Origin of the sequence: Neorhizobium sp. R1-B, assembly GCF_004368875.1 — a bacterium.
Taxonomy (GTDB): domain Bacteria; phylum Pseudomonadota; class Alphaproteobacteria; order Rhizobiales; family Rhizobiaceae; genus Neorhizobium; species Neorhizobium huautlense.
Map to the genome: position 1 here is coordinate 52,727 of NZ_SOEM01000020.1, position 19,764 is coordinate 72,490.

Below are 19,764 nucleotides of genomic sequence, written 5' to 3' on the forward strand. Positions count from 1 at the left end.
GCTGTAATGTGTTCCGGTCAGCGTCAAGTTGCCCTTACGCCTACCGTCTTTCGACGATCACGCGCCGCTCGACGACCATAGGGCGCCACATCATCGAACTGCTGCGGGCCTGGAAGGCACGCGACTCCGCCCGGCGGTCGAGCTCCAGGTCCAGCACGCAGCGCGCCATCGCTTCGGAGCCGCGCCGGAAGCCATAGCCTGCGCAGGTGGTCTCGTCGGCTGCGCGGCGCTCCTCCGGCGTCATGGTCTGGCAAGCCGCAAGCGGCAAGGCGAGCGCTGCAAGCAGGAGAGGACGACGAAGGCGCATGACGGAAACTCCCAAGGAAAGATGTAGGGTGCGACACCCGACTTCGCCTTTTTTACACAAGAACGACTGCCCGCACCATGTCTGAACCTGCTTCAGGCTCGCCCCCGTCAATTGTCGGTGGATTGAAATACCGAACGGTCTGCCCGCGAAAAGCCTGGGGAGGATTGGCAAGCGGTCACAAGCAAGGACAAGAGGATGATGCTGAAGATACCGGTATTGCGCATGGGCGGATCTCCTTGTGCAAAGGGACGAACAAAGCGATTTCCATTTAAGAATGGCTGCTTTAGATATAAGTGCCGGTGTCCTCATATTGTCGTGAGCCTCGTGTCAGCATGACCGTCCGTTTTGTCCGGCCCGTTTCCCATTCGGCCTATGCTGCAAGAAGGCTGGGACTTTCCGCGCTCGTGCTTTTCGCCATCGCGACACTTGCCCATCGATTCGGCCCGCTGACGACACCGGATTTTTTGTCTTTGACCTTCCTTGCCGCGGCGATTGCGGCAGTCTCCGTGCCGTTGTCGTTGATCGGGCTGACGCGGCTCTGGCAGGTGGGTGCGGAAGGCGGCGTCGCAGCCGCCAAGGGCCTCTTCTACGCAGCGGTGCCGCTCGGGGTCGTTGCGACCGGTACGCTCTATTATTACACGCTGCCGCCGCTTTTCGATATTTCGACGGACATTGTCGACCCGCCGACATGGATCGCCGAGCCGAACGCGAAACAGCAATGGCTGCCGCGACCGGCTTCTGTCACGCCGGCCGACAGGCGTGCGCAGTTTGCCGCCTATCCGGGTCTGACCGGCCGCCGGTATGAAGGTGCTCTCGATCGCGTCTATGAAGGCGTGCAGAAGGCTATGCTTTCCGCTCGCATTTCGGTGACGCGCAGGGAAGGAGTGGAACTGATCGCGCCGGATATCGCCGAGCGGCCTGCGCCCGAGGACGAGCAGGCCCCGGTGCCGGATCTGGCGCCGATCCCGCTGCCGCGTCCCGAGCCGTCGCTCACCACCGTTTTCGGCAATGCCGGCGACGTCCTGCTTCAGGGAGAGGCCCGCACGCTGGTTCTCGGACTGCGCTTCGATCTCGTTATCCGTCTGCGCGAAGATGCCGAGACCACTTCGGTCGATATCCGCGTCGCCTCCCGTTATGGACCGCATGACCTTGGCATGGGTGAAGCGATTGCCGAAGACTTCCTCGATCGACTCGACACCGAACTCTTGGGTATCGCCGGCAACTGACGACCGGGTCGGCGCTTTACGCGAGGAAACGATGTTTATCTGCGGCCGTTGGCACGAAGCAGGACGAGCGTCTGCCGGCGATCCGGTAACGGTTCCGGGCGATGATGTCATAACCCCAGTCGCGGAATGACCGAGGCAGGACGGACAGGAACCGCATGAGCGACCATCGCATGCCGAGGGAACCCAGCACCCGCAGCGTGGCATCCGACTTGAAATAAGGCCGGCCTCCGTCGAGCAGCAGATTGGTCTCGTACTTGCGGGTTTCCAGGCCGTAGTGCCGGTAAAGCGCGTTACCGAGCGGCGACTGTGCGGTGAGGAACCGATAGCGGCCACGCCGGTCGTGCTTGAGAAGGAATTTCACCCAGCCGGAGCAGAACACGCATTCGCCGTCGAAGATGATGACCGGCCCGGTATCATCGAAGCCGGGCACGGCGGGGTCGCAGCGATAGCTGTAGGACTGGCCGATCATCGTACTCTCCTCAGGCGAGCCAATAGGTGCCCACCAAGGAAGGCGGGCCTTCGGTGACGACGCGGCCTTTTTCGACGAGGTCTTCCAGATGCGCCAGCACGGAAAGGGCGGCCGCGCCGTGCAGGCGCGGATCGGTGCTGGCATAGATTACCTTCACCATATCCGGGATCAGCCGGTCGCCCGCGCGAATGCGCTCCAGGACGGCACGCTCGCGCATGCGGCGGTGGGTGCGAAGGCCGCGAAGGAACGACGTCGGCTCTTTTACCGGACCGCCGTGGCCGGGGAAAAAGATCTTGTCGTCCCGCTCAAGCAGCTTGTCGACCGAGGTCATGAAATCGGCCATCGAGCCGTCCGGCGGCGCCACGATCGTCGTCGCCCAGGCCATGACGTGATCGGCGGAAAAAACCACGCCCGTCCCTTCAAGCGCGAAGGCCGCATGATTGGCCGTGTGGCCTGGCGTATGAAGGGCGGAAAGCGCCCAGCCGTCCCCCTCGATCGTTTCTCCGTCTGCGACCGCAATGTCGGGGACGAAGTCGATATCCGAGCTTTCCGCGAAGGGATTGGTTTCGCCGACGTGTAGCGGACGAGCGGCCCGGTGCGGCCCTTCGGCGACGGTTACTGCTCCGGTTGCCTCCTTAAGCCGTCGGGCAAGCGGAGAATGGTCGCGATGCGTGTGGCTGACGAAGATATGGGTGACTTCGCGCCCTTTGAGTGCCGCCATCAGGGCGTCAAAATGTGCCTCGTTCTCGGGGCCGGGATCGATGACGGCCACGGATGAGCTTCCGACGATATAGGTATTGGTTCCATGGAATGTGAATGGGGAGGGGTTGTTGACGGTCAACCGCTCGACACCGTCGGCAACAGGCACCGGCGTCCCGTAGGCAGGGGAAAATTCCATATCGAAGGTGAGATCCTCTGCCATGCCGGCCTCAGCGTGTGTGATCCTCGTCTCTTACTACGAGCATCTATCACCGCTTCTGCCGCGGTGCATTCAAAAATGCGCATCGGAAAAATGGAAAATCGTGAAGTTAGCCGTTGAGAGGCTGAACAAGCTTTGCTAGAGCAAGCCACCTGCCGGGGCGGTTTGATCCGATTTTCCGCCCGCAAGTGTTGGGGCGTCGCCAAGCGGTAAGGCACCGGTTTTTGGTACCGGCATTCCCAGGTTCGAATCCTGGCGCCCCAGCCACGGTCTCCTGGGTCCATACTGGCATATAGGTAACGATCAATTCGTCAGAAGGGGAGCCAGAGGCAGCGCTTGTTATGGCGCACCACCAGTCCCGTCTAGGCAGGTGGCCGCAGAACAGACTCATAAGGACGAAGCCGACAACGGAAAAGGTGAAGACGCCGCCGGATGGGCGACTAGATCCAAGAGTTCAACGCAGCAGGTTCGACGGCCTCAACGCGCCTGTGGTTTGCCGAACTGGAACCTCGCTGGTCTGCTGCCCAGAAGGTGACGTTGGCTGAGATCATCGAAGGCAGGGCCAGATCCGGCGTTGATCCAGTGGCGCCTGAAGTGGTGAGATCACGATTGCTCAAAAAACATCTCCTTCATTAAGAGCCGCCTCTGGGCGACCTAGCGGACGGAACGTCGACGGAGATTTGGTGGAAAGACGAGGCCGATTTCGGTCAGAAGACTGGCATGGTGTGGCAACGGGCGCGGCGCGGCAGGGGACTATATTGATAGCCGCACTATGCGGATGAATTTGCCGTTCTGCTGCTGTTCATCTTGTCGATGCTACCCAAGGCGCAGGACCAAATACCAGGAGTGAGATATGGCAATCGTGCGGGGCAATGACTACGCCAACACCATCTATCAGGACGACTACGGGTACGAGCTCGATATTTATGCCTATGGTGGCAACGATCGCATCTACCTGAATGTCGGTGGCTCCAACGGCGGATGGAATTGGGTGGCCGCCGGGGCAGGCGACGATCGGGTCTATAACGTCTACGAGGGCGGCAACGAGATCGATCTGGGAACCGGCAACGATTTTTATTCCACCATCGGATTTTCCACCAATCCCGACTACTACGACGTCGTGCGTGGTTACGACGGGAACGACGTGTTTGAAGTTTCGACCTTCCACAGCGACTATTACGGTGAGATCGGCAACGATAGCTTCTACTCTGTCGGGTTCAATAACTATTTCAACGGTGGCTCCGGCACCGATGTGATTAGCTATGAACTGCAGGACGATGATCCGGATCTGGCTGGTTCCGGCGTGGTGGTCGACCTTCGCGATGGCTATGCCTATACCAAGGGCACCAATTACGAGGAGACCCTCGTCAGCATCGAGAACGCAGTCGGAAGTGGTGCGGCCGACAAGCTCTACGGCTCGATCGGTAGCAACAAGCTCTGGGGCAGCGGCGGCAACGATTACATCTACGGCGATTCCGGCAACGATTCGCTTTACGGCGAAACCGGCAATGACACTGTGCTTGGTGGTTCCGGCAATGACCTCCTGAGCGGTGGTTCCGGCAATGACCGGCTTTCCGGTGGCAGCGGCAATGACAGGCTCATCGGCGGCAGCGGGTACGACAGGTTTCTCTTCAATACCGGGCTCAGTTCTTCCGGCAATGTCGATCTGATCGACGACTTCAACGTCACCTACGATGCAATTGAACTGGACAACGCCATCTTCACCCGCTTCACGTCGAATGGCGCCATCTCGTCCAGCATGTTCGTCAGCAACACGACCGGCCTTGCGCGTGATGCCAACGACTTTCTGATCTACGAACGCGACAGCGGCGATCTGTTTTACGACAGCAATGGCAGCGCTTCCGGTGGGCGGATCCTGTTTGCCGAACTCGACCCAAACCTCTCGCTAACATACCGGGACTTCGTAATCGTGTGATATCAAAACCCTGCCGGCTCGAGGCAATATCGTGGGAAGCAGCATTTGGCTGATCTGGACCGCGGTGATAAGATCTCAATTTCTGTGAAAAGCGGGAGATTGCCAAATTGCTTGCGGATATAAATGGCGGGCTTGGAGGATCGCCGGCGGCATGCCCGCCGTAAATAGAGCGGTTTGTTGCGGCCGGCTAGAACCCGGCTGAAACGCCGTGACCACGCGTGGAATTTAAACCTTGCAACTATCCCTAGACGGCGCCGATGAGGCGATCATCGATGCTGTTTGGAGGTCTGCTTGAGAAGGTAGAGGCTTCGACTACCATAGCGGCACCAAGCCAAAAGACCCGCTAGCTAATTATTATACGAAGACGAAGTCGTCGTTCTGCAGGTTACTTAGCGAAACGTTCTTCAAAGTCAGCACGTTATTCGCGTCGTGGACAATAATCGTGTCTTGTCCCTGTTGAACCGCCGCGTCCAGCAGGGAAGAAAGATCGGAGAAAATATCAGCCGCGAAGTGCATGACGTCGCCTGCAATGGTGGAGAAGTCCTCGATAAAATCCTTCCCGAAACCAAAAACGAAGTAGAAGGTATCACTGCCCAAGCCACCATTCATCACATCGTTTCCGGCTTGACCATATAGCTTGTCATTTCCGTCATTGCCCCCCAAGCGGTCGGCACCAGCTCCGCCAGCGAGGATATCGTGGCCGGCCCCGCCAGACAAAATGTTAGCGCCAGCGTCCCCATAAAGTTGGTCATTGTATTTGCTACCCATCAAGTTTTCGATTGACGAATAAACATCTCCAGCGGCATCGGAGATGTTGGTGCTCGGCGACACCAAACTCGCCCTTACGCCTACTCTCGCCGTGACATAAGAGGCAGTATCCGATCCGCTTCCACCCAAAAGCCTGTCAGTTCCCGCCCCGCCTATCAAGGTGTCATTGCCTTCGCCTCCCGAAAGTACGTTCGCGGCCGAATTGCCCTCCAGGCGGTCGCTATATTTGCTGCCTGTCAAATTCTCGATTGAAGAGTAGATATCTCCTTTGGCGTCACCCGTGTTATTTGTGGAAGACGCCAAACTGGCAGATACGGCACCGGTAGCGGTTTCGTAAATCGCAGTATCCGACCCGTTTCCGCCGTAAAGTCTGTCGGCACCTGTATCGCCGAATAGTAGGTCGTTTCCGTCGTCGCCGTTCAGAGTGTCGTTGCCAGCCCCGCCGTTTAGGCGGTTGCTTCCCTTATCGCCATGCAAGGTATCCCCGTAGGACGAACCAATCAGATTCTCGATCGAAGAATAAATGTCACCCGCGGCCTCGCCCCGGTTGATCGAAGGCGAATAGAGACTGGCGATAACCGCAGCGCTTGCTGCGGCATAGGACGCCGTATCAATGCCAATTCCGCCGTACAGGCGATCCCCACCTAGTCCTCCAATGAGTGTGTCGTTTCCGGCTTCACCGCTAAGCGTGTCGTTTCCCGAATATCCCGAAAGGGTGTTATTCACCTGATTGCCAATGATTGAATCGGCGGCTCCGCCGCCTTTCACATTCTCAATCAAAGAGGCAGTATTACCCTTGTACAGAAGGGCATTATAGATATTGCCCCGCGCGTAGCCGCCGTTAGGGCCGCCACCAAGATATGCAGCCTGAGCCGAGCTGAAGAGGGACGCCATGCCGGGACGAAGATCCACCTTCAGACTTGTCGAATAAGCGGTGAGATCGAATGTATCGACTCCACCGCCATCCCAGATGGTTGCGAAAATCTCTCTCCCCGAAGCAAGAATGCCCGCTTGGCCGTCCACTAGCGTGACACCTGAACCTGGCTGCCATTTGTATGTCGTGTGGCCATTATTTGTGGAGTAGTCTGCTCCATACATCTGCTGCAGACCAGCAATGTCGGCGATCATGTAGGATTGAGGAGCGTCACTCATGCCGTAGCGATAACCGTCTATTGGTCCGCCAACGTAGCTTCGATACGTCATGATGGAATATTCTAAGTTATCATAGCTAGCCGGCAGAGGATTGAATCCTCCTTCGCTCTCGTGGCCATGCTTGAGCCCAAGCGCGTGGCCAATCTCGTGTAGCATCGTGTGCCACTCATAGTTGCCGGCCACGGGACTGCGATAATTATACCCTCGGCCAAACCAAATATCGCCTGCCTGCGAATACCCACCCGGCAAATATGCCCACGCTGTCGACGGGGCGCTCGATTCAGCGAAACGGAGGGTGGCAGTTGTCGCCGAACCGGCAGAGATCGCAAGGTTCGTAAATCCTTCCACCGAAAATCCGTCGTTGGCCTTGCCGCCGTAGGAGGCTTCGAGCGCGAAAAGTGCCGCCGCCTGCTGGTTGTCGGAAACCGTGCTGAACGAAAGCGGCTCTCCTGAATAGCTGTAACTTGTGGAGGCAGAGGGGAATGAATAGGTCACCGGACCCGCCCATGCATGGCCACTAAGCACCCCGTCAACTAGCGTGTTCCCGGAGGCTGCCTGAACCCTGCTTGAAGTGAAGCTCCCAGTCACCTGATTCCCTTTCGGATAATACGGTCTCGTTACCGCCCGCACACGCTATTGTTATCAGGGGCGTTACTTAAGAAAGCTTTTCAAGCAACACAACACTTGATTTTGATAGTGAATTTTTAGCTACCCCGTTCCCCCATCGCCGGTCAGCGAGTGAAGTTACGAACTGCTCCGCAGTAGACTTCTTTGATGAGGTAAGCACGACAAGATTAGTGGCACTGCAGGACGATCGTTATTCGGTGAGCGGGGCGAGGCCGGACTGCTGAGCGGAGAGCGGTGATTGACCGAACCACGACGATTCCGTTTCTCGCCAGGCATCCGGTCGTCTGCATCGACCGTGACCTGCGTTTCTGCCCAGACCGACCTGATCGGAACGTGCCGAATTAACGTGTTGAATCTTAACGGTCTCGTTGTTGACCTGAATGCTTCAGGGGCTGTTGAAGGTGAAGGCTATGATGTCGGTTGCCTACGTGTCTAAACCCTGATGAAGAGGATCGGAAACGAGGCGGTAGATCATCATGCGACGACTGGCCATTCCCGATACATTGAACGGCCCACACTGAGATATAGCATGCCGGTCGGCCTAAAACGGTAGCCACAGAAGATCATGACATTGCGTTATTTCTTGAAGCTGCCTATCCCCCTCTCTTGCTGCGGCGCCTTACCACCGTCACAGTACAGGGGGCGTGGGTCGCCACAGCGCCAGAGACGCTGCCAAGGAGGGTGCGGATTGTTGAATGCGCTCGCGCCCCCATTACGATGTGGTCTACGAGGTTTTGCCGTGCGAATTCGAGGATGGCGTCGGCCGGTGAAACCGCCTCGATGACGTGGTGGGTGATCGTGCTTTCGGGAGACCTGAGCGGCTCTGCCCAATGTTTCAGTTGCACGAGGCGTGCGACATGCAGGTTCGTTCCGGTTTCATCGACTTCCTTGTCCAGGGCGATACGGTTGATCTTCAGAACATTGAAGCAGGCGATTCGGGCGTTCGGGGTATTGTCGAGGATCCGCTGCAGGGTGAGCCGCAACTCTTCGGCCAGATCGACCGAACTGTCCGTCAGATCGATCGCAGCCATGACGATCGGCGCCTTTCCCTGTGCCTCCCGGGCGGTCTTTTCTTTCAGAAGTTCGATCGGATCCGGGTTAAAGCGGCGCTTCAGCGCTTCCGCCAAGCCGTCCCGCCGGATTTTTTCCGCCCGCGCGGTAAGCGCAACCTTGGAGAGGTCCTTGAGGTCCATGGCGAGCTGCGCCGCTGCCGGATAACGCCGCGCCGGGTTGACCTCCAGGCAGCGCAGAATCACTTCCTGCAATGGCTTGGAAATTTCCGGCCGCAACGCGCGTGGCGGCGCCGGATCGCGCCACAGCCGTTTTTTTAGCCCCTTCATTCCCTGCGGATCGCCGAACGGCCGTGTTCCCGTCGCGAAGAAATACATCAACACGCCGAGCGCGAAAATATCGCTGCGGCAATCGCTTCTGACCCCGAGGATCTGTTCAGGCGCCATATAGGGGGCGGTGCCGTAAGGCAGACGGAACTCCTCGTCCATCAGATCCGGAAGGTGCAGGTGGCGGGCAAGGCCATAGTCGACCAGCACGGCTTCGCCGGTTTCGCGGAACATGACATTCGAGGGCTTGATATCGAGATGGACGACGTCCTGACGATGCAGATCTGCGAGCGCGGTCGCGATCCGTGCGCCGAGGTCGGCCACCTCCGCCTGGCCGAGCGGCAACATCTCGAGCCGGTGGTAGAGCGATTGTCCGGGCAGCCGTTCGAAGACGATATAGGGTTGCTGATCGAAGTCGCCGCTTGCCACGAACCGGGGCACATGCGAGCCCGAAAGCCGCGGCAGGATCATCTGCTCCATCTCGAAACCGACGATCGTGGCCGGGTCTGCGCCGCCGCCGACCACCGGCACCTTCATGAGAAGCGGGAAATCATAGTCTGGATGGGATACCGAAAACAGCTTTGCCATGCCGCCGCGATGGGCCACCTCGACTATGGTAAAGCCATGGATCCTGCTTCCGGGCTGGAGCGTCGCTGAAGGCATGGTCAGGTCCCCTTCGAGAGCCGGCTTGCCAGGCTGTCCGGCAGGCCGGCAGCGCGGATCTTGGCTGCGGTTTCCTCGACGTCATAGGGGACCTTCAAGAAACAGAGTTCGCCGCTATCGGTATCGAGGATTGCAAAGCCTGCGGCGGGATCGCCGTCCCGCGGCTGGCCGACGGAACCGATCACCGCAAGCCAGCGCCGCTGCATCAGCAACGGAATGGGCATGGTGCTCGACGGCGTGAAGGACGTCACCTTGCCGCCGGCACCGAAAGAATAGAGAGCGGGTCGGTGCACATGGCCGCAGAAGCTCAAGCGCGCTCCGCAGCGCGAAAAATGCAGCGCTGCGGCTTCGGCGTTGCGCACATAATGAAACCGGGATGGCGCCGAGGCGTCCGAATGGACGTAGAACCGATGATCCTCTGTGACGGAAAGCGGCAACTTCGCCAGGAAGAGCTTTTGCGCCGGACTCAGTGCATCCCTCGTCCAGTCGATTGCCGTCCTTGCGGTGGAGCTCATGGATGACGAAGGCGTCGCGACCGCCTGGTCGTGATTGCCTCGGACAATCACGGCACCTGCTTCGGCTAGCTCGGTGGCCTTGTCCACACACCAGCCCGGATCAGGACCGTAACCGACAATGTCACCGAGTATGACAAAACGATCCACGCCGCGTGACCTGCAGTCGGCCAGGACCGCCTGAAAGGCCTCGCGGTTGGCGTGGACGTCGGACAGGATCGCGATCTTCATGTGAGGCCTCCCACCTCGTACTTTAGGGCAATCGGACGGCTTCACCATTGGCCGGAAGGCTAAGGAGACTGGGCAATGGGTCGGAGATATTCTTCACCGGAGAAGCGAAGCTATTTCCCAGATTAAAGCCAACCTATGCGTTGCACTTGAGGTTTCAGTGTGGTTCATACGCAACCGATAATTTTCAAGCCATGGAGATCCCATGCTGTTCGAGCGTATGAAGATACCGGACGTCGTTTTGATTACTCCAAAGAAGTTTGGCGATGCTCGCGGTTACTTTATGGAGACATTTCGGCAATATCTGTTCGACGCAAATGTGGGATCCCATGCATTTGTTCAGGAAAATCGATCTTTTTCAGCGGAAGTCGGCACTGTGCGGGGGTTGCACTTCCAACTCAATCCGAGAGCCCAGGGAAAACTGGTCTCATGTACAGCGGGCGCGCTTTTGGATGTGGCTGTCGATATTCGGAACGGATCACCAACCTTCGGCCAATATGTGGCAATCGAACTGACGGCAGAGAGCGCCCACCAATTATGGGTGCCGCCTGGTTTTGCGCACGGCTTTTGCACCCTGAAACCCGATACCGTTATCAGCTACAAGGTGACTGACTACTACAGCCCTCAACACGACCGTGGCCTGCTATGGAATGATCCGGCGATCGGTATCACCTGGCCAATATCCTCCGATCGTGCTGTTCTATCAGAAAAAGACCGGAAACAACCAACGCTAGCCGATCATCAGGCAAATTTCTTTGTACCTGAAGAACAATAACGCGCCGCGCTTTAACCTGCTCATAATACAGAGGAGATACTCAAAAACATGCGGGTGATCGTCACAGGTGGAGCCGGATTTATCGGGTCGGCAGTAGTAAGATATCTCGTCCTTGAGAAAGGCTACGAGGTTCTGAATGTCGACAAACTGACATACGCTGGTACGGAGACTTCACTGAAGGCAACAGGAAATCGGACGAACTATCGTTTCCTGAAAGCCGACATCGGTGACCGTGCAGCAATTACCGAGGCGATTTCTAGCTTCCACCCTGATCGGATCATGCATCTGGCGGCCGAAAGCCATGTGGATCGGTCGATTACGGGTGCGAAGGATTTTATCGATACGAATGTCCTGGGTACGTTCAATATGCTCGAATGTGCCCGGCAGTATTGGATGACACTAGACGATGCCGAAAGGGATGCATTCCGCTTCCTGCATGTCTCTACGGACGAGGTTTATGGATCTCTCAGCGACGGAGGGCTCTTCACCGAAGAGACCCCTTATGATCCGAGTTCGCCGTATTCGGCCTCCAAGGCGGCGTCCGACCACCTGGCCAAGGCCTGGGTGCGGACCTACGGCCTGCCGGTCGTGGTCTCCAATTGCTCCAACAATTACGGCCCCTATCATTTCCCGGAAAAGCTCATCCCGCTGATGATCCTCAACGCGATGGATGGTAAGCCGCTGCCAGTCTACGGCAATGGCGCCAATATCCGGGACTGGCTTTATGTCGAGGATCATGCCCGGGCGCTCGATACAATTGCCGAGCGAGGAAGGGTCGGAGAAACCTACAATGTTGGCGGCCGCAACGAACGTCGCAACATTGATGTGGTCAATCGAATCTGCGAACTGATGGATCAGTTGCGGCCGCGAGATACCTCCCATAGTCGCTTGATTACCTATGTCGCCGATCGGCCGGGGCACGATGCTCGGTATGCGATAGACGCCACCAAGCTGGAGACAGAACTTGGGTGGAGGGCACAGGAAAATTTTGACAGTGGTATCGAGAAGACGGTGCGGTGGTATCTTGAAAATGAATGGTGGTGGCAGCCCTTAAGAAAGGATTATGGCGGCGATCGTCTTGGTCTTTTGGCTTCCAACAAACAGGCTGTGGCATGAATGGCAGCCGGGCACGGATGGTGGTGACTGGCAGGTATGGACAGGTCGTCCAGTCTTTGCTGGAGCGTGGGCGGTATAGTGATCGCTTTGAGGTCATCGCTATCGGCCGCCCGGAGCTGGATTTGTCGGCTCCCGACAGCATTGAAGCAATATTGCGCAACGTCCACCCGGACGTCATCGTCTCGGCTGCTGCCTATACTGCTGTGGACCAGGCAGAGACCGAGGAAGACGCTGCAACCGTTGTTAACGGAGTTGCGGCAGGAAAGATCGCAGCCCTGGCCACCGAGCTCGATGTTCCAGTGATCCATCTTTCCACAGACTACGTCTTCGATGGAAGCAAACCCCTCGCCTATATCGAATCGGATCCTGTGGCTCCGCTTGGAGCCTATGGCCGCTCCAAGCTCGCAGGAGAAAAGGCCGTTGCGGAAGCCACTTCGAACCATGTGATACTCCGCACCGCTTGGGTCTATAGCCCGTTTGGGAAGAATTTTTTGAAAACAATGCTGCGGTTGGCGGAAGGCCGAGACCGCCTGAACGTTGTCGATGATCAAATAGGCAATCCCACCTCAGCGCTCGATATCGCCGATGGGATTTTGAAAGTTGCAGCCAATGTACTGTCTAGCGATGCCTCTGAACTTCGCGGGATCTTCCACATGGCGGGCTCAGGCGAAGCCAGCTGGGCTGATTTCGCTGTTGAAATTTTTGCGCAGTCAGCACTGCACGCTAGGCCCACGGTGGATGTAGCGCGCATCCCATCCAGTCAATATCCGACACAGGCGAAACGACCAGTCAACTCAAAATTAGAATGCAGCAAGCTCGGGGAAATTCACGATGTTCGCCTTCCGGATTGGCGGAAATCCACGGCGAAAACCGTAGCTCGTCTTGCTCAACAACAATACAAGGAGCAGGGACAAGGATGAAAGGCATCATTCTCGCTGGCGGAAGCGGAACGCGGCTTCACCCGATGACCAAGGTGATATCGAAGCAGCTTATGCCCGTCTACGACAAGCCGATGATCTACTATCCGTTGTCGACCCTGATGTTAGCCGGCATTCGTGACATCTTGATCATCTCGACACCGATCGACATGCCTCTGTTTGAACGCCTGTTGGGAGATGGATCGCAATGGGGGATTTCGCTCAGTTATGCCGTCCAGCCGGAACCGGGCGGTTTGGCGCAGGCATATATCATTGCCGCGGATTTCGTAGCGGAAGAACCGTCCTGTCTTATCCTAGGTGATAACATCTTTTATGGCCACGGCATTACGGAGGTGTTCGAGTTGGCAATCGCCAAGCTACAGGGCGCCACTATATTCGCCTATCATGTCGCCGATCCGAAACGCTATGGCGTCGTTGAGTTCGATTCCGCCATGAAGGCTATTTCTATTGAGGAAAAACCAGCTACACCAAGATCCAGCTACGCTGTCACCGGCCTCTATTTTTATGACCGTAACGTGATCGAGATCGCCGCAAATCTCAAGCCGTCGCAGCGAGGTGAACTGGAGATTACTGACGTCAACAAGGCTTATCTTGAAAGAGGGCTTCTCGATGTGAAGATCCTTGGCAGAGGATACGCCTGGTTCGATACAGGCACGCCGGACAGTTTGCTTGAGGCTGCCGAATTTGTAGCTACCCTGGAGCGCCGCCAAGACGTCAAGATCTGCTGTCCAGAGGAGATTGCATTCTCCAGAGGGTTCATTGATCATTCTTCATTATCCAGGCTCGCGGACGCGTACGGAAAAAGCGCCTATGGGCGATATTTACGGGAAAAGGTGCTTTCGGGCGTTATCTAAATGATCAACAATATGCGAACCGTAGAGTGCCTTCCGTAAGACAGTCTTCCTTTCGCTCATCAAAACCTCCTCTGTCAGAGGTATTGTCGTCCGTTGACCTGTAGCTTTGGCACTGGCGCTTGCGAAACATGCTTACGCCACGTATTGCACGAAAGGTGCTTGTTTGCATCTTTGGGTGGACAAACGCCGTATCCATTTTGAAGATTCGAAACCCCGCTTCAGCTGGAACGAAGGAAGGCCGGTTAGTGTCATTGCATTCTATCGCGCGGCGCCTGTGGCGTCTTATGACGCCGCATCGAAAGAGAAAAACGGCGTTCGAGCGCCAAATAAGCCATCTAAAGAGCTTCATAGACTATGCGCCTTCGGGTGGTCGTCCACCGATAGATAGCATTAATCCGTCCCGGCTCCGTATCACATGGGTGATCCCGGATTTCCTGCCCGGAGCCGGTGGGCACATGACGATTTTTCGTATCGCAAGTCATCTAGAAAAGTTCGGCCACGACGTGAGTTTTCTGATTCAAAATCCAAGAGTTCACAAGACCAGCGCCGAGGCGAAGCAAAGCATCAATAAGCACTTTCAGTCATTTTCGGGAACCGTCGAGCTATTTGAGGGCCTTACGCCTGATGCTTCTGGCGATGCGCTGATCGCAACCGATCGTTTTACCTGTTATCCGGTCAATGCCATGGAACGCTTCATACGCAAGTTCTACTTCGTTCAGGATTTCGAGCCGGCCTTCTATCCGGCCGGCACTGAGGCGTTGTTGACCGAGGCTACCTATCATTTCGATTTCGATTGCCTCTGCGCCGGCGACTGGCTGCACAAGCGCATGTCGAAAGATTTCGGTCGGTGGTCTATGTCGTGGCCGCTTGCCTACGACGCGAAGGTATATAATTTGGGTTCGGCGCATCATAAACGTCACCCGGCACGGATCGCTCTTTATGCGCGTTATGTGACGCCTCGCCGGGCGGTTGAGCTTGCATTTATGGCACTAGAAATCCTGCACAAGCGCGGCGTGGAATTCGAAGTCGATTTCTTCGGTTGGAACCTCGGCAACCTCGACCTCGCCTTTCCATATCGTGACCGCGGTATTTTGAACGGTGAGGAACTTGCACAGCTCTATCGCGAGGCCACGATTGGCGTGGTCTTCTCCGTAACCAATCATTCGCTGGTCAACAAGGAAATGATGGCCTGTGGTCTACCGGTGATCGATCTAGATCTCGACACGGTGCGGACGATCTTTCCGGAAGACACGATGGCTTTCGCGAAACCCACACCCCAGGGGATTGCAGATACGATGGAACGGCTACTGAAGAATTGTCAGGAGCGTGATCGTCTCCGACAAGAAGGGTTGTCGCACGTGAGCGGCTATTCCTGGGAGAAATCGGCCCGCATGATAGAGGCAGCGATCCGGGAGCGGGTGCAACAGGCGGTCGAGAGGGGGGATAGGCAGTGGTAAGGCATCGTTGCGCAGTGGTCATTCCGACCAAGAATGCCATGCGCGTGCTACCGAAAGTGCTGGATAAGGTGTTGGCTCAGCGCGTGCCTTGGTCGTATGAGGTCATAGCGATTGACTCCGGTTCCACAGACGGCACCAAGGAATATTTGCGAAGCCTGGATCGGATACGCTATTTGGAAATTGCACCGCATGAATTCGGTCATGGCAAGACCCGCAACCTGGGCGTCCAACTGGCCAATGCCGACTTCGTTGCTTTTCTTACGCACGATGCGGAGCCCGTCGATGCAACATGGCTCGCCGCCCTTGTAGCTGCTGCGGAGCAGGATACGAAGATCGCCGGCGTTTTCGGTCGGCACATAGCCTATTCTACGGCATCACCCTTTACGAAGAACGATTTGGATCGCCATTTCGACGGCTTCCTAGCGCACCGCCTGGTGGTTTCCCGTGATCTCGATTCAGCCAGATACGAGAGGGACCAGGGCTGGCGGCAGCTACTGCACTTCTATTCTGACAATAACTCGCTTTTGCGAAAATCCGTGTGGGAGAAAATCCCTTATCCGGACGTTGAGTTTGCTGAAGACCAGATATGGGCTTCGATGATCATCGAGGCGGGATATCACAAAGCTTATGCTCCGAATGCCGTAGTCTATCATTCCCATGATTATGGGTTCGTAGAGCAGCTGCGCCGAGCTTTTGATGAATCGCGCAACTTTTCCAAGTATTTTGGGTATAAACTGTCGCCCAGTATGCGCCGGACGGTTATTGCTGCCGGGAAGTTCTCCTTGCAGGCCTTCCGGCAGCGTTTGGATGATCAGTACGGAAGGGTTACGCTTCGTCATCGGTTCGAGAGGGCCGGGCAGCGTACAGCACTGGTTGCAGGTCATTACCTCGGTGCACATCACAATCGACTGCCTCGGTTCTTATCCTCACGGCTGTCTCTCGATCAGAAGCTTTTCAAGTCTTAACATTGAAACCGGTCGGAGATCGTGGGCCACGTGGCGCGATGATCAAAATCTATCTTTGAGCTGTCGCCAAAGTTTACGCGTGCCATGGTTATGCCATACCCAAAGGGATATAAGCAGGAGGCCGGGTCCATTGGAATTGGAAGACATATGGCTGGGGCAAGCGCAAGTAGTTAATGGTACAGGGGGACAGATGGTCAAATCTGCCGACGGGCGTACCTAGATCGGAAAATAGAGTGAGACCTTGGGTTTGGGCGGGGAAGATGAATGAGCCTTGAAATTGGCTACGATTCTCGGGAGAAGTCATCCGAGCTAGAAAGCCTTTCCGACAAAGGTTTGTTTTCCCGGCTTTTCAGTTTGTTCTTCACGAAGAGGAATACGCTATTAGCGTTTGTTCTGCTTCCCGGTATTGCGTCTGCCGCTTACTATTTTCTGATCGCAAGCGACCAATATGTGGCCGAAACAAGGATGATCGTTCGGACGATCGGTGTGAGTGACAGGTTTGACAGCTCCGAAAAACGCGAGGGGCGGTCGATGGTCGGCGGAGATTCTCTGACGCAAGATGCGTATGTTGTCGCAAACTATCTCAAGTCTCCCGAGATTGTCCGCAAACTTGATACGCAGATCGGACTGCGGAGCTTTTTCTTAAGGGAGGATATCGACTGGTTATCGCGTCTTTCGACCGATGCGCAATTTGAAGAACTTTATCGGTACTGGATTCGGCATGTCGATACCTATGTAGACGGCCCTTCAGGGATCATTATCTTCACCCTGCGCGCATTTTCTCCAGAGGATTCAGTCGCAATATCGAAAGCTGCCTTGGCTGCAAGTGATGAGATGATCGACAAGATTTCCGAGCGGGCGAAAAAGGATCTTGTGACCCGCGTGGAAGGCGAAGTTAATTCCAGTCTGGAGGAATATCGTGTTGCGCTCGATGAATTGCGTGACTACCAGAATAAGACCGGCATTTTAGATCCGCTTTCGTCTGCCAAGATGCTGAGCGCTGTCATCGGGAAATTAATGGAAGAAAAGCTGCAGCTGACGATCAGCCTGAAGTCTCTGGAGGCTGCCAATGCAGATGATACAGCGCGCGGTCGGGAACTGCGGCGTTCGATTCAAGCTATCGATGACCAAATTCAACTGCGCCAAAACAGCATAGCAGGCCAGGATGCAGTCGACGGAACACAACTATCGGCGAGCCTTACTGAATTCTCGCGTCTCGAAACCCGGCGGATTGTGACGCAGGCGATTTATGAAGCCAATGTCCGCAATCTTGACACCGCCAAATCCACGGCCCTGAAGCGAACCACCTTTATTTCTACTTTTTCCGATCCGCACATGCCGGAGGAATCGGAATATCCGGACCGTCTTTCCAGTTGGATTATTCTCACGGCGGGTCTGTTAACGCTCTGGATGACGGCGACGCTGGTCTGGATGTCTATTGAAGATCATAGGGTGTAGAGGTGATCGCACTCGAAAACGTCACAAAGTTTTACAAGACCGCCGCACATCGGAGATACATCCTTCGAAATCAATCGGTGCATTTTACGGCGGGGCGTTCTTATGGCCTGCTCGGTGTAAATGGAGCGGGCAAGTCCACCACCATGCGGTTGATCTCGGGGGCGGAACTTCCCAACAAGGGGCGCGTGCGCAGACAGGTGCGCGTTTCATGGCCGCTTGGATTCTCCAGCGGCTTGAATCCTTTACTGAGCGGCAAGGAAAATCTCAAATTTGTCGCACGCGCCTATGGTGAGGACTTCAATCGCGTCCTTCGCTTCGTGGCGGAATTTGCCGAGATTGGCAGTTACATCAACGAACCCCTTAGAACATACTCATCGGGGATGGCGGCACGGTTTGCGTTTGGTCTCTCGATGGCGATCGAATTCGATTGCTATTTGGTCGATGAAATTACCGCTGTCGGTGATTCGAATTTTCAGCGCCGTTGCCGGGAGGCGTTTCGTGCAAGACGTCAGAAATCGGATGTCATTATGATCTCGCATGATATGCAGACTATTAAGAACTACTGCGATGTTGCTATCGTTCTAATCGATGGACAAATGGTCCAATTTGATAACGTGGAAGATGGTATTGCAACCTACATGCGTCTCAACCGATAAGGGATAGGCGGAAAGCTCTTGTCGAAGAAAACAAATAAAGACGAAATTCTGTCGATTCAAGCCGCGCCTCTGACTGTTACCGGTCGGAGCCAAAAACTGGCGTCGGCGCTAAGCTCCTATGCGCGTGCTCTTACGTTTGAGAACAGAAGCCGCCGCAATCTCTATCGCCTCGCCGGATTGTCGCCGAGGACGCGAGATCGCGTCTTTTCCTACCTAATAATGTTACTGATCGGCTTGACGTTCGTCCTGCCCATGGCTGGTAGCATTTGCTATTACACTTTCATGGCCAGTCCTGGCTATGCTTCGGAAGTACGGTTCATCGTACGATCATCCACGCCATTTCTTTCGCGTGATAGGTACTCCAGCGACACGATCGAACCAAAGGAGAAGATCGTACAGGATACGGCCATCCTGCTAAATTACCTCGAAAGCCCAGCGATCATTCAGGATATGCAGCGGCAAGTTGACCTTCAAAACTTGTATGGGCGATCAGATATCGATTTCTTTTCTCGCCTGCGGGTCGACGCTACTCAGGAGGAAATGCTCGAATACTGGAAGAGACATGCATCTGTGTCCGTCAATACCAAAAGTGGCATTGTCGAACTAGAAGTGACAGCTTATACGCCGAACGAGGCGAATGAAATGGTGAAGCTTGTACTTCATCTCGCCGAAGCGCAAGTCAACAAACTTAGTTCGGGAATGTGGGATGACCTTCGTTCTGCAACGCAGGAGGATGTTGAACGTGCAACGAAGGAGGTTGCTGACCTTCGCGGCAAGATACAGGAGACACAAAATCAGACAGGCGTTTTCGATATCGATCTCTCCGCGAAACGGATCGAGGATGTCCTGACGACCATCGAGGCGAGTATAGCGGACTTAAAGAGCCGCCGATTGGCTTTGAGCAAGAGCGTCGGGAAGAATGCGCCGCAGATGGCCGATTTGGATAGGCGCATTGCCGCGCAGGAGGAGCAGGCGAGGCAGTTGCGGGCTCAGTCCGCGGGCCAGACCACGGAAGGAGATGGGAACCTTGCCCAATACTCCGCAATGTTTGACAAATTGAAATTAGATTTGTCTATGGCGGAGGGTAGATTGAAATCTGCAATCACCGACCTTGAAAAGGTCAAATTGGTAAGTTCGCTTCAGTTGGTTTATGTTGACAATTTTACCGAGCCGACCGTGCCCGATACGAACAAGTATCCAAGGGTTGCACTGTCTCTTTTTCTGACCTTGCTTGCATGTTTGGCCGTTTGTGGCGCCGCATGCGGTGCCGTTATACTTACTCGCCAGAAATTGGACTGAGACTCATTGTGATTGCGGTTGACCTAGATTGCGCATGCGTGAATGACGGGATGCGATCTTAGTTGGACATGGGCAACCCAGAACAGAATCGTTGCGGGTCAA

17 protein-coding genes and 1 tRNA gene are annotated in these 19,764 nt (G+C 55.7%); 12 read left to right on the forward strand and 6 right to left on the reverse strand.

What is annotated here, in order from left to right; all coding sequences use genetic code 11:
* Window positions 1-40: 40 nt before the first annotated feature.
* Window positions 41-307, reverse strand: coding sequence for a hypothetical protein (locus EDE05_RS21580; protein WP_132408864.1), 267 nt, complete (start codon window positions 305-307; stop codon window positions 41-43).
* Between the two features lie 332 nt (window positions 308-639).
* Between EDE05_RS21580 and EDE05_RS21585 the strand changes: the two genes are divergently transcribed.
* Window positions 640-1,533, forward strand: coding sequence for a DUF1499 domain-containing protein (locus tag EDE05_RS21585; RefSeq protein WP_132408866.1), 894 nt, complete (start codon window positions 640-642; stop codon window positions 1,531-1,533).
* 16 nt (window positions 1,534-1,549) lie between these two features.
* On the opposite strand, the gene EDE05_RS21590 is transcribed toward EDE05_RS21585, so the two are convergent.
* Together EDE05_RS21590 and EDE05_RS21595 are read right to left on the reverse strand one after the other, a co-directional pair.
* Window positions 1,550-2,002, reverse strand: a complete 453-nt coding sequence (locus EDE05_RS21590; protein ID WP_132408868.1) for a thiol-disulfide oxidoreductase DCC family protein — start codon at window positions 2,000-2,002, stop codon at window positions 1,550-1,552.
* 10 nt (window positions 2,003-2,012) lie between these two features.
* A complete protein-coding gene (locus tag EDE05_RS21595; protein WP_132408870.1) occupies window positions 2,013-2,924 on the reverse strand; it encodes an MBL fold metallo-hydrolase in 912 nt (303 codons plus the stop codon).
* A 189-nt stretch (window positions 2,925-3,113) separates the two neighbouring features.
* Here EDE05_RS21595 and EDE05_RS21600 point away from each other — a divergent pair.
* Both EDE05_RS21600 and EDE05_RS21605 read left to right on the forward strand, forming a co-directional pair.
* Window positions 3,114-3,188, forward strand: a tRNA-Gln gene (locus tag EDE05_RS21600).
* A gap of 586 nt (window positions 3,189-3,774) precedes the next feature.
* A complete protein-coding gene (locus EDE05_RS21605) occupies window positions 3,775-4,857 on the forward strand; it encodes a calcium-binding protein (protein ID WP_112801627.1) in 1,083 nt (360 codons plus the stop codon).
* 354 nt (window positions 4,858-5,211) lie between these two features.
* On the opposite strand, the gene EDE05_RS27445 is transcribed toward EDE05_RS21605, so the two are convergent.
* The 3 genes from EDE05_RS27445 to EDE05_RS21620 all read right to left on the reverse strand — a co-directional run bounded on the left by EDE05_RS27445 (window position 5,212) and on the right by EDE05_RS21620 (window position 10,147).
* On the reverse strand, window positions 5,212-7,272 hold the full coding sequence (locus tag EDE05_RS27445) for a protease (protein WP_281033645.1): 2,061 nt from the start codon (window positions 7,270-7,272) through the stop codon (window positions 5,212-5,214).
* Between the two features lie 725 nt (window positions 7,273-7,997).
* Complete coding sequence (locus EDE05_RS21615; protein WP_132408872.1) at window positions 7,998-9,404, reverse strand: bifunctional serine/threonine-protein kinase/universal stress protein; 1,407 nt, start codon at window positions 9,402-9,404, stop codon at window positions 7,998-8,000.
* 2 nt (window positions 9,405-9,406) lie between these two features.
* Complete coding sequence (locus EDE05_RS21620; RefSeq protein WP_132408874.1) at window positions 9,407-10,147, reverse strand: metallophosphoesterase family protein; 741 nt, start codon at window positions 10,145-10,147, stop codon at window positions 9,407-9,409.
* A gap of 202 nt (window positions 10,148-10,349) precedes the next feature.
* Here EDE05_RS21620 and rfbC point away from each other — a divergent pair, with 202 nt between their 5' ends.
* The 9 genes from rfbC (at window position 10,350) to EDE05_RS21665 (ending at window position 19,662) form a co-directional block, all read left to right on the forward strand.
* Entirely contained in the window at window positions 10,350-10,919 is a 570-nt protein-coding gene (rfbC, locus tag EDE05_RS21625; RefSeq protein WP_112801635.1) for a dTDP-4-dehydrorhamnose 3,5-epimerase, read from the forward strand.
* 48 nt (window positions 10,920-10,967) lie between these two features.
* Window positions 10,968-12,035 carry a dTDP-glucose 4,6-dehydratase gene (rfbB, locus tag EDE05_RS21630; RefSeq protein ID WP_105373196.1) on the forward strand — a complete coding sequence of 356 codons (1,068 nt, stop codon included), beginning with the start codon at window positions 10,968-10,970 and terminating at the stop codon, window positions 12,033-12,035.
* Window positions 12,032-12,955 carry a dTDP-4-dehydrorhamnose reductase gene (gene rfbD, locus EDE05_RS21635; protein ID WP_132408876.1) on the forward strand — a complete coding sequence of 308 codons (924 nt, stop codon included), beginning with the start codon at window positions 12,032-12,034 and terminating at the stop codon, window positions 12,953-12,955. The genes rfbB and rfbD overlap by 4 nt, the downstream gene beginning before the upstream one ends.
* Window positions 12,952-13,827, forward strand: coding sequence for a glucose-1-phosphate thymidylyltransferase RfbA (rfbA, locus tag EDE05_RS21640; protein WP_105373194.1), 876 nt, complete (start codon window positions 12,952-12,954; stop codon window positions 13,825-13,827). Before rfbD ends, rfbA begins: the two co-directional genes overlap by 4 nt.
* A 245-nt stretch (window positions 13,828-14,072) precedes the next feature.
* On the forward strand, window positions 14,073-15,284 hold the full coding sequence (locus EDE05_RS21645; protein WP_165924102.1) for a glycosyltransferase family 4 protein: 1,212 nt from the start codon (window positions 14,073-14,075) through the stop codon (window positions 15,282-15,284).
* A 14-nt stretch (window positions 15,285-15,298) separates the two neighbouring features.
* A complete protein-coding gene (locus EDE05_RS21650) occupies window positions 15,299-16,249 on the forward strand; it encodes a glycosyltransferase family 2 protein (protein ID WP_205839352.1) in 951 nt (316 codons plus the stop codon).
* Window positions 16,250-16,513: 264 nt separating this feature from the next.
* Window positions 16,514-17,707: a hypothetical protein gene (locus tag EDE05_RS21655; protein ID WP_132408880.1), complete on the forward strand. Its 1,194-nt coding sequence runs from the start codon at window positions 16,514-16,516 to the stop codon at window positions 17,705-17,707.
* A 2-nt stretch (window positions 17,708-17,709) separates the two neighbouring features.
* Window positions 17,710-18,363 carry an ATP-binding cassette domain-containing protein gene (locus tag EDE05_RS21660; protein ID WP_105373191.1) on the forward strand — a complete coding sequence of 218 codons (654 nt, stop codon included), beginning with the start codon at window positions 17,710-17,712 and terminating at the stop codon, window positions 18,361-18,363.
* Between the two features lie 18 nt (window positions 18,364-18,381).
* Window positions 18,382-19,662: a hypothetical protein gene (locus EDE05_RS21665; protein ID WP_112801641.1), complete on the forward strand. Its 1,281-nt coding sequence runs from the start codon at window positions 18,382-18,384 to the stop codon at window positions 19,660-19,662.
* Window positions 19,663-19,764: the final 102 nt, after the last annotated feature.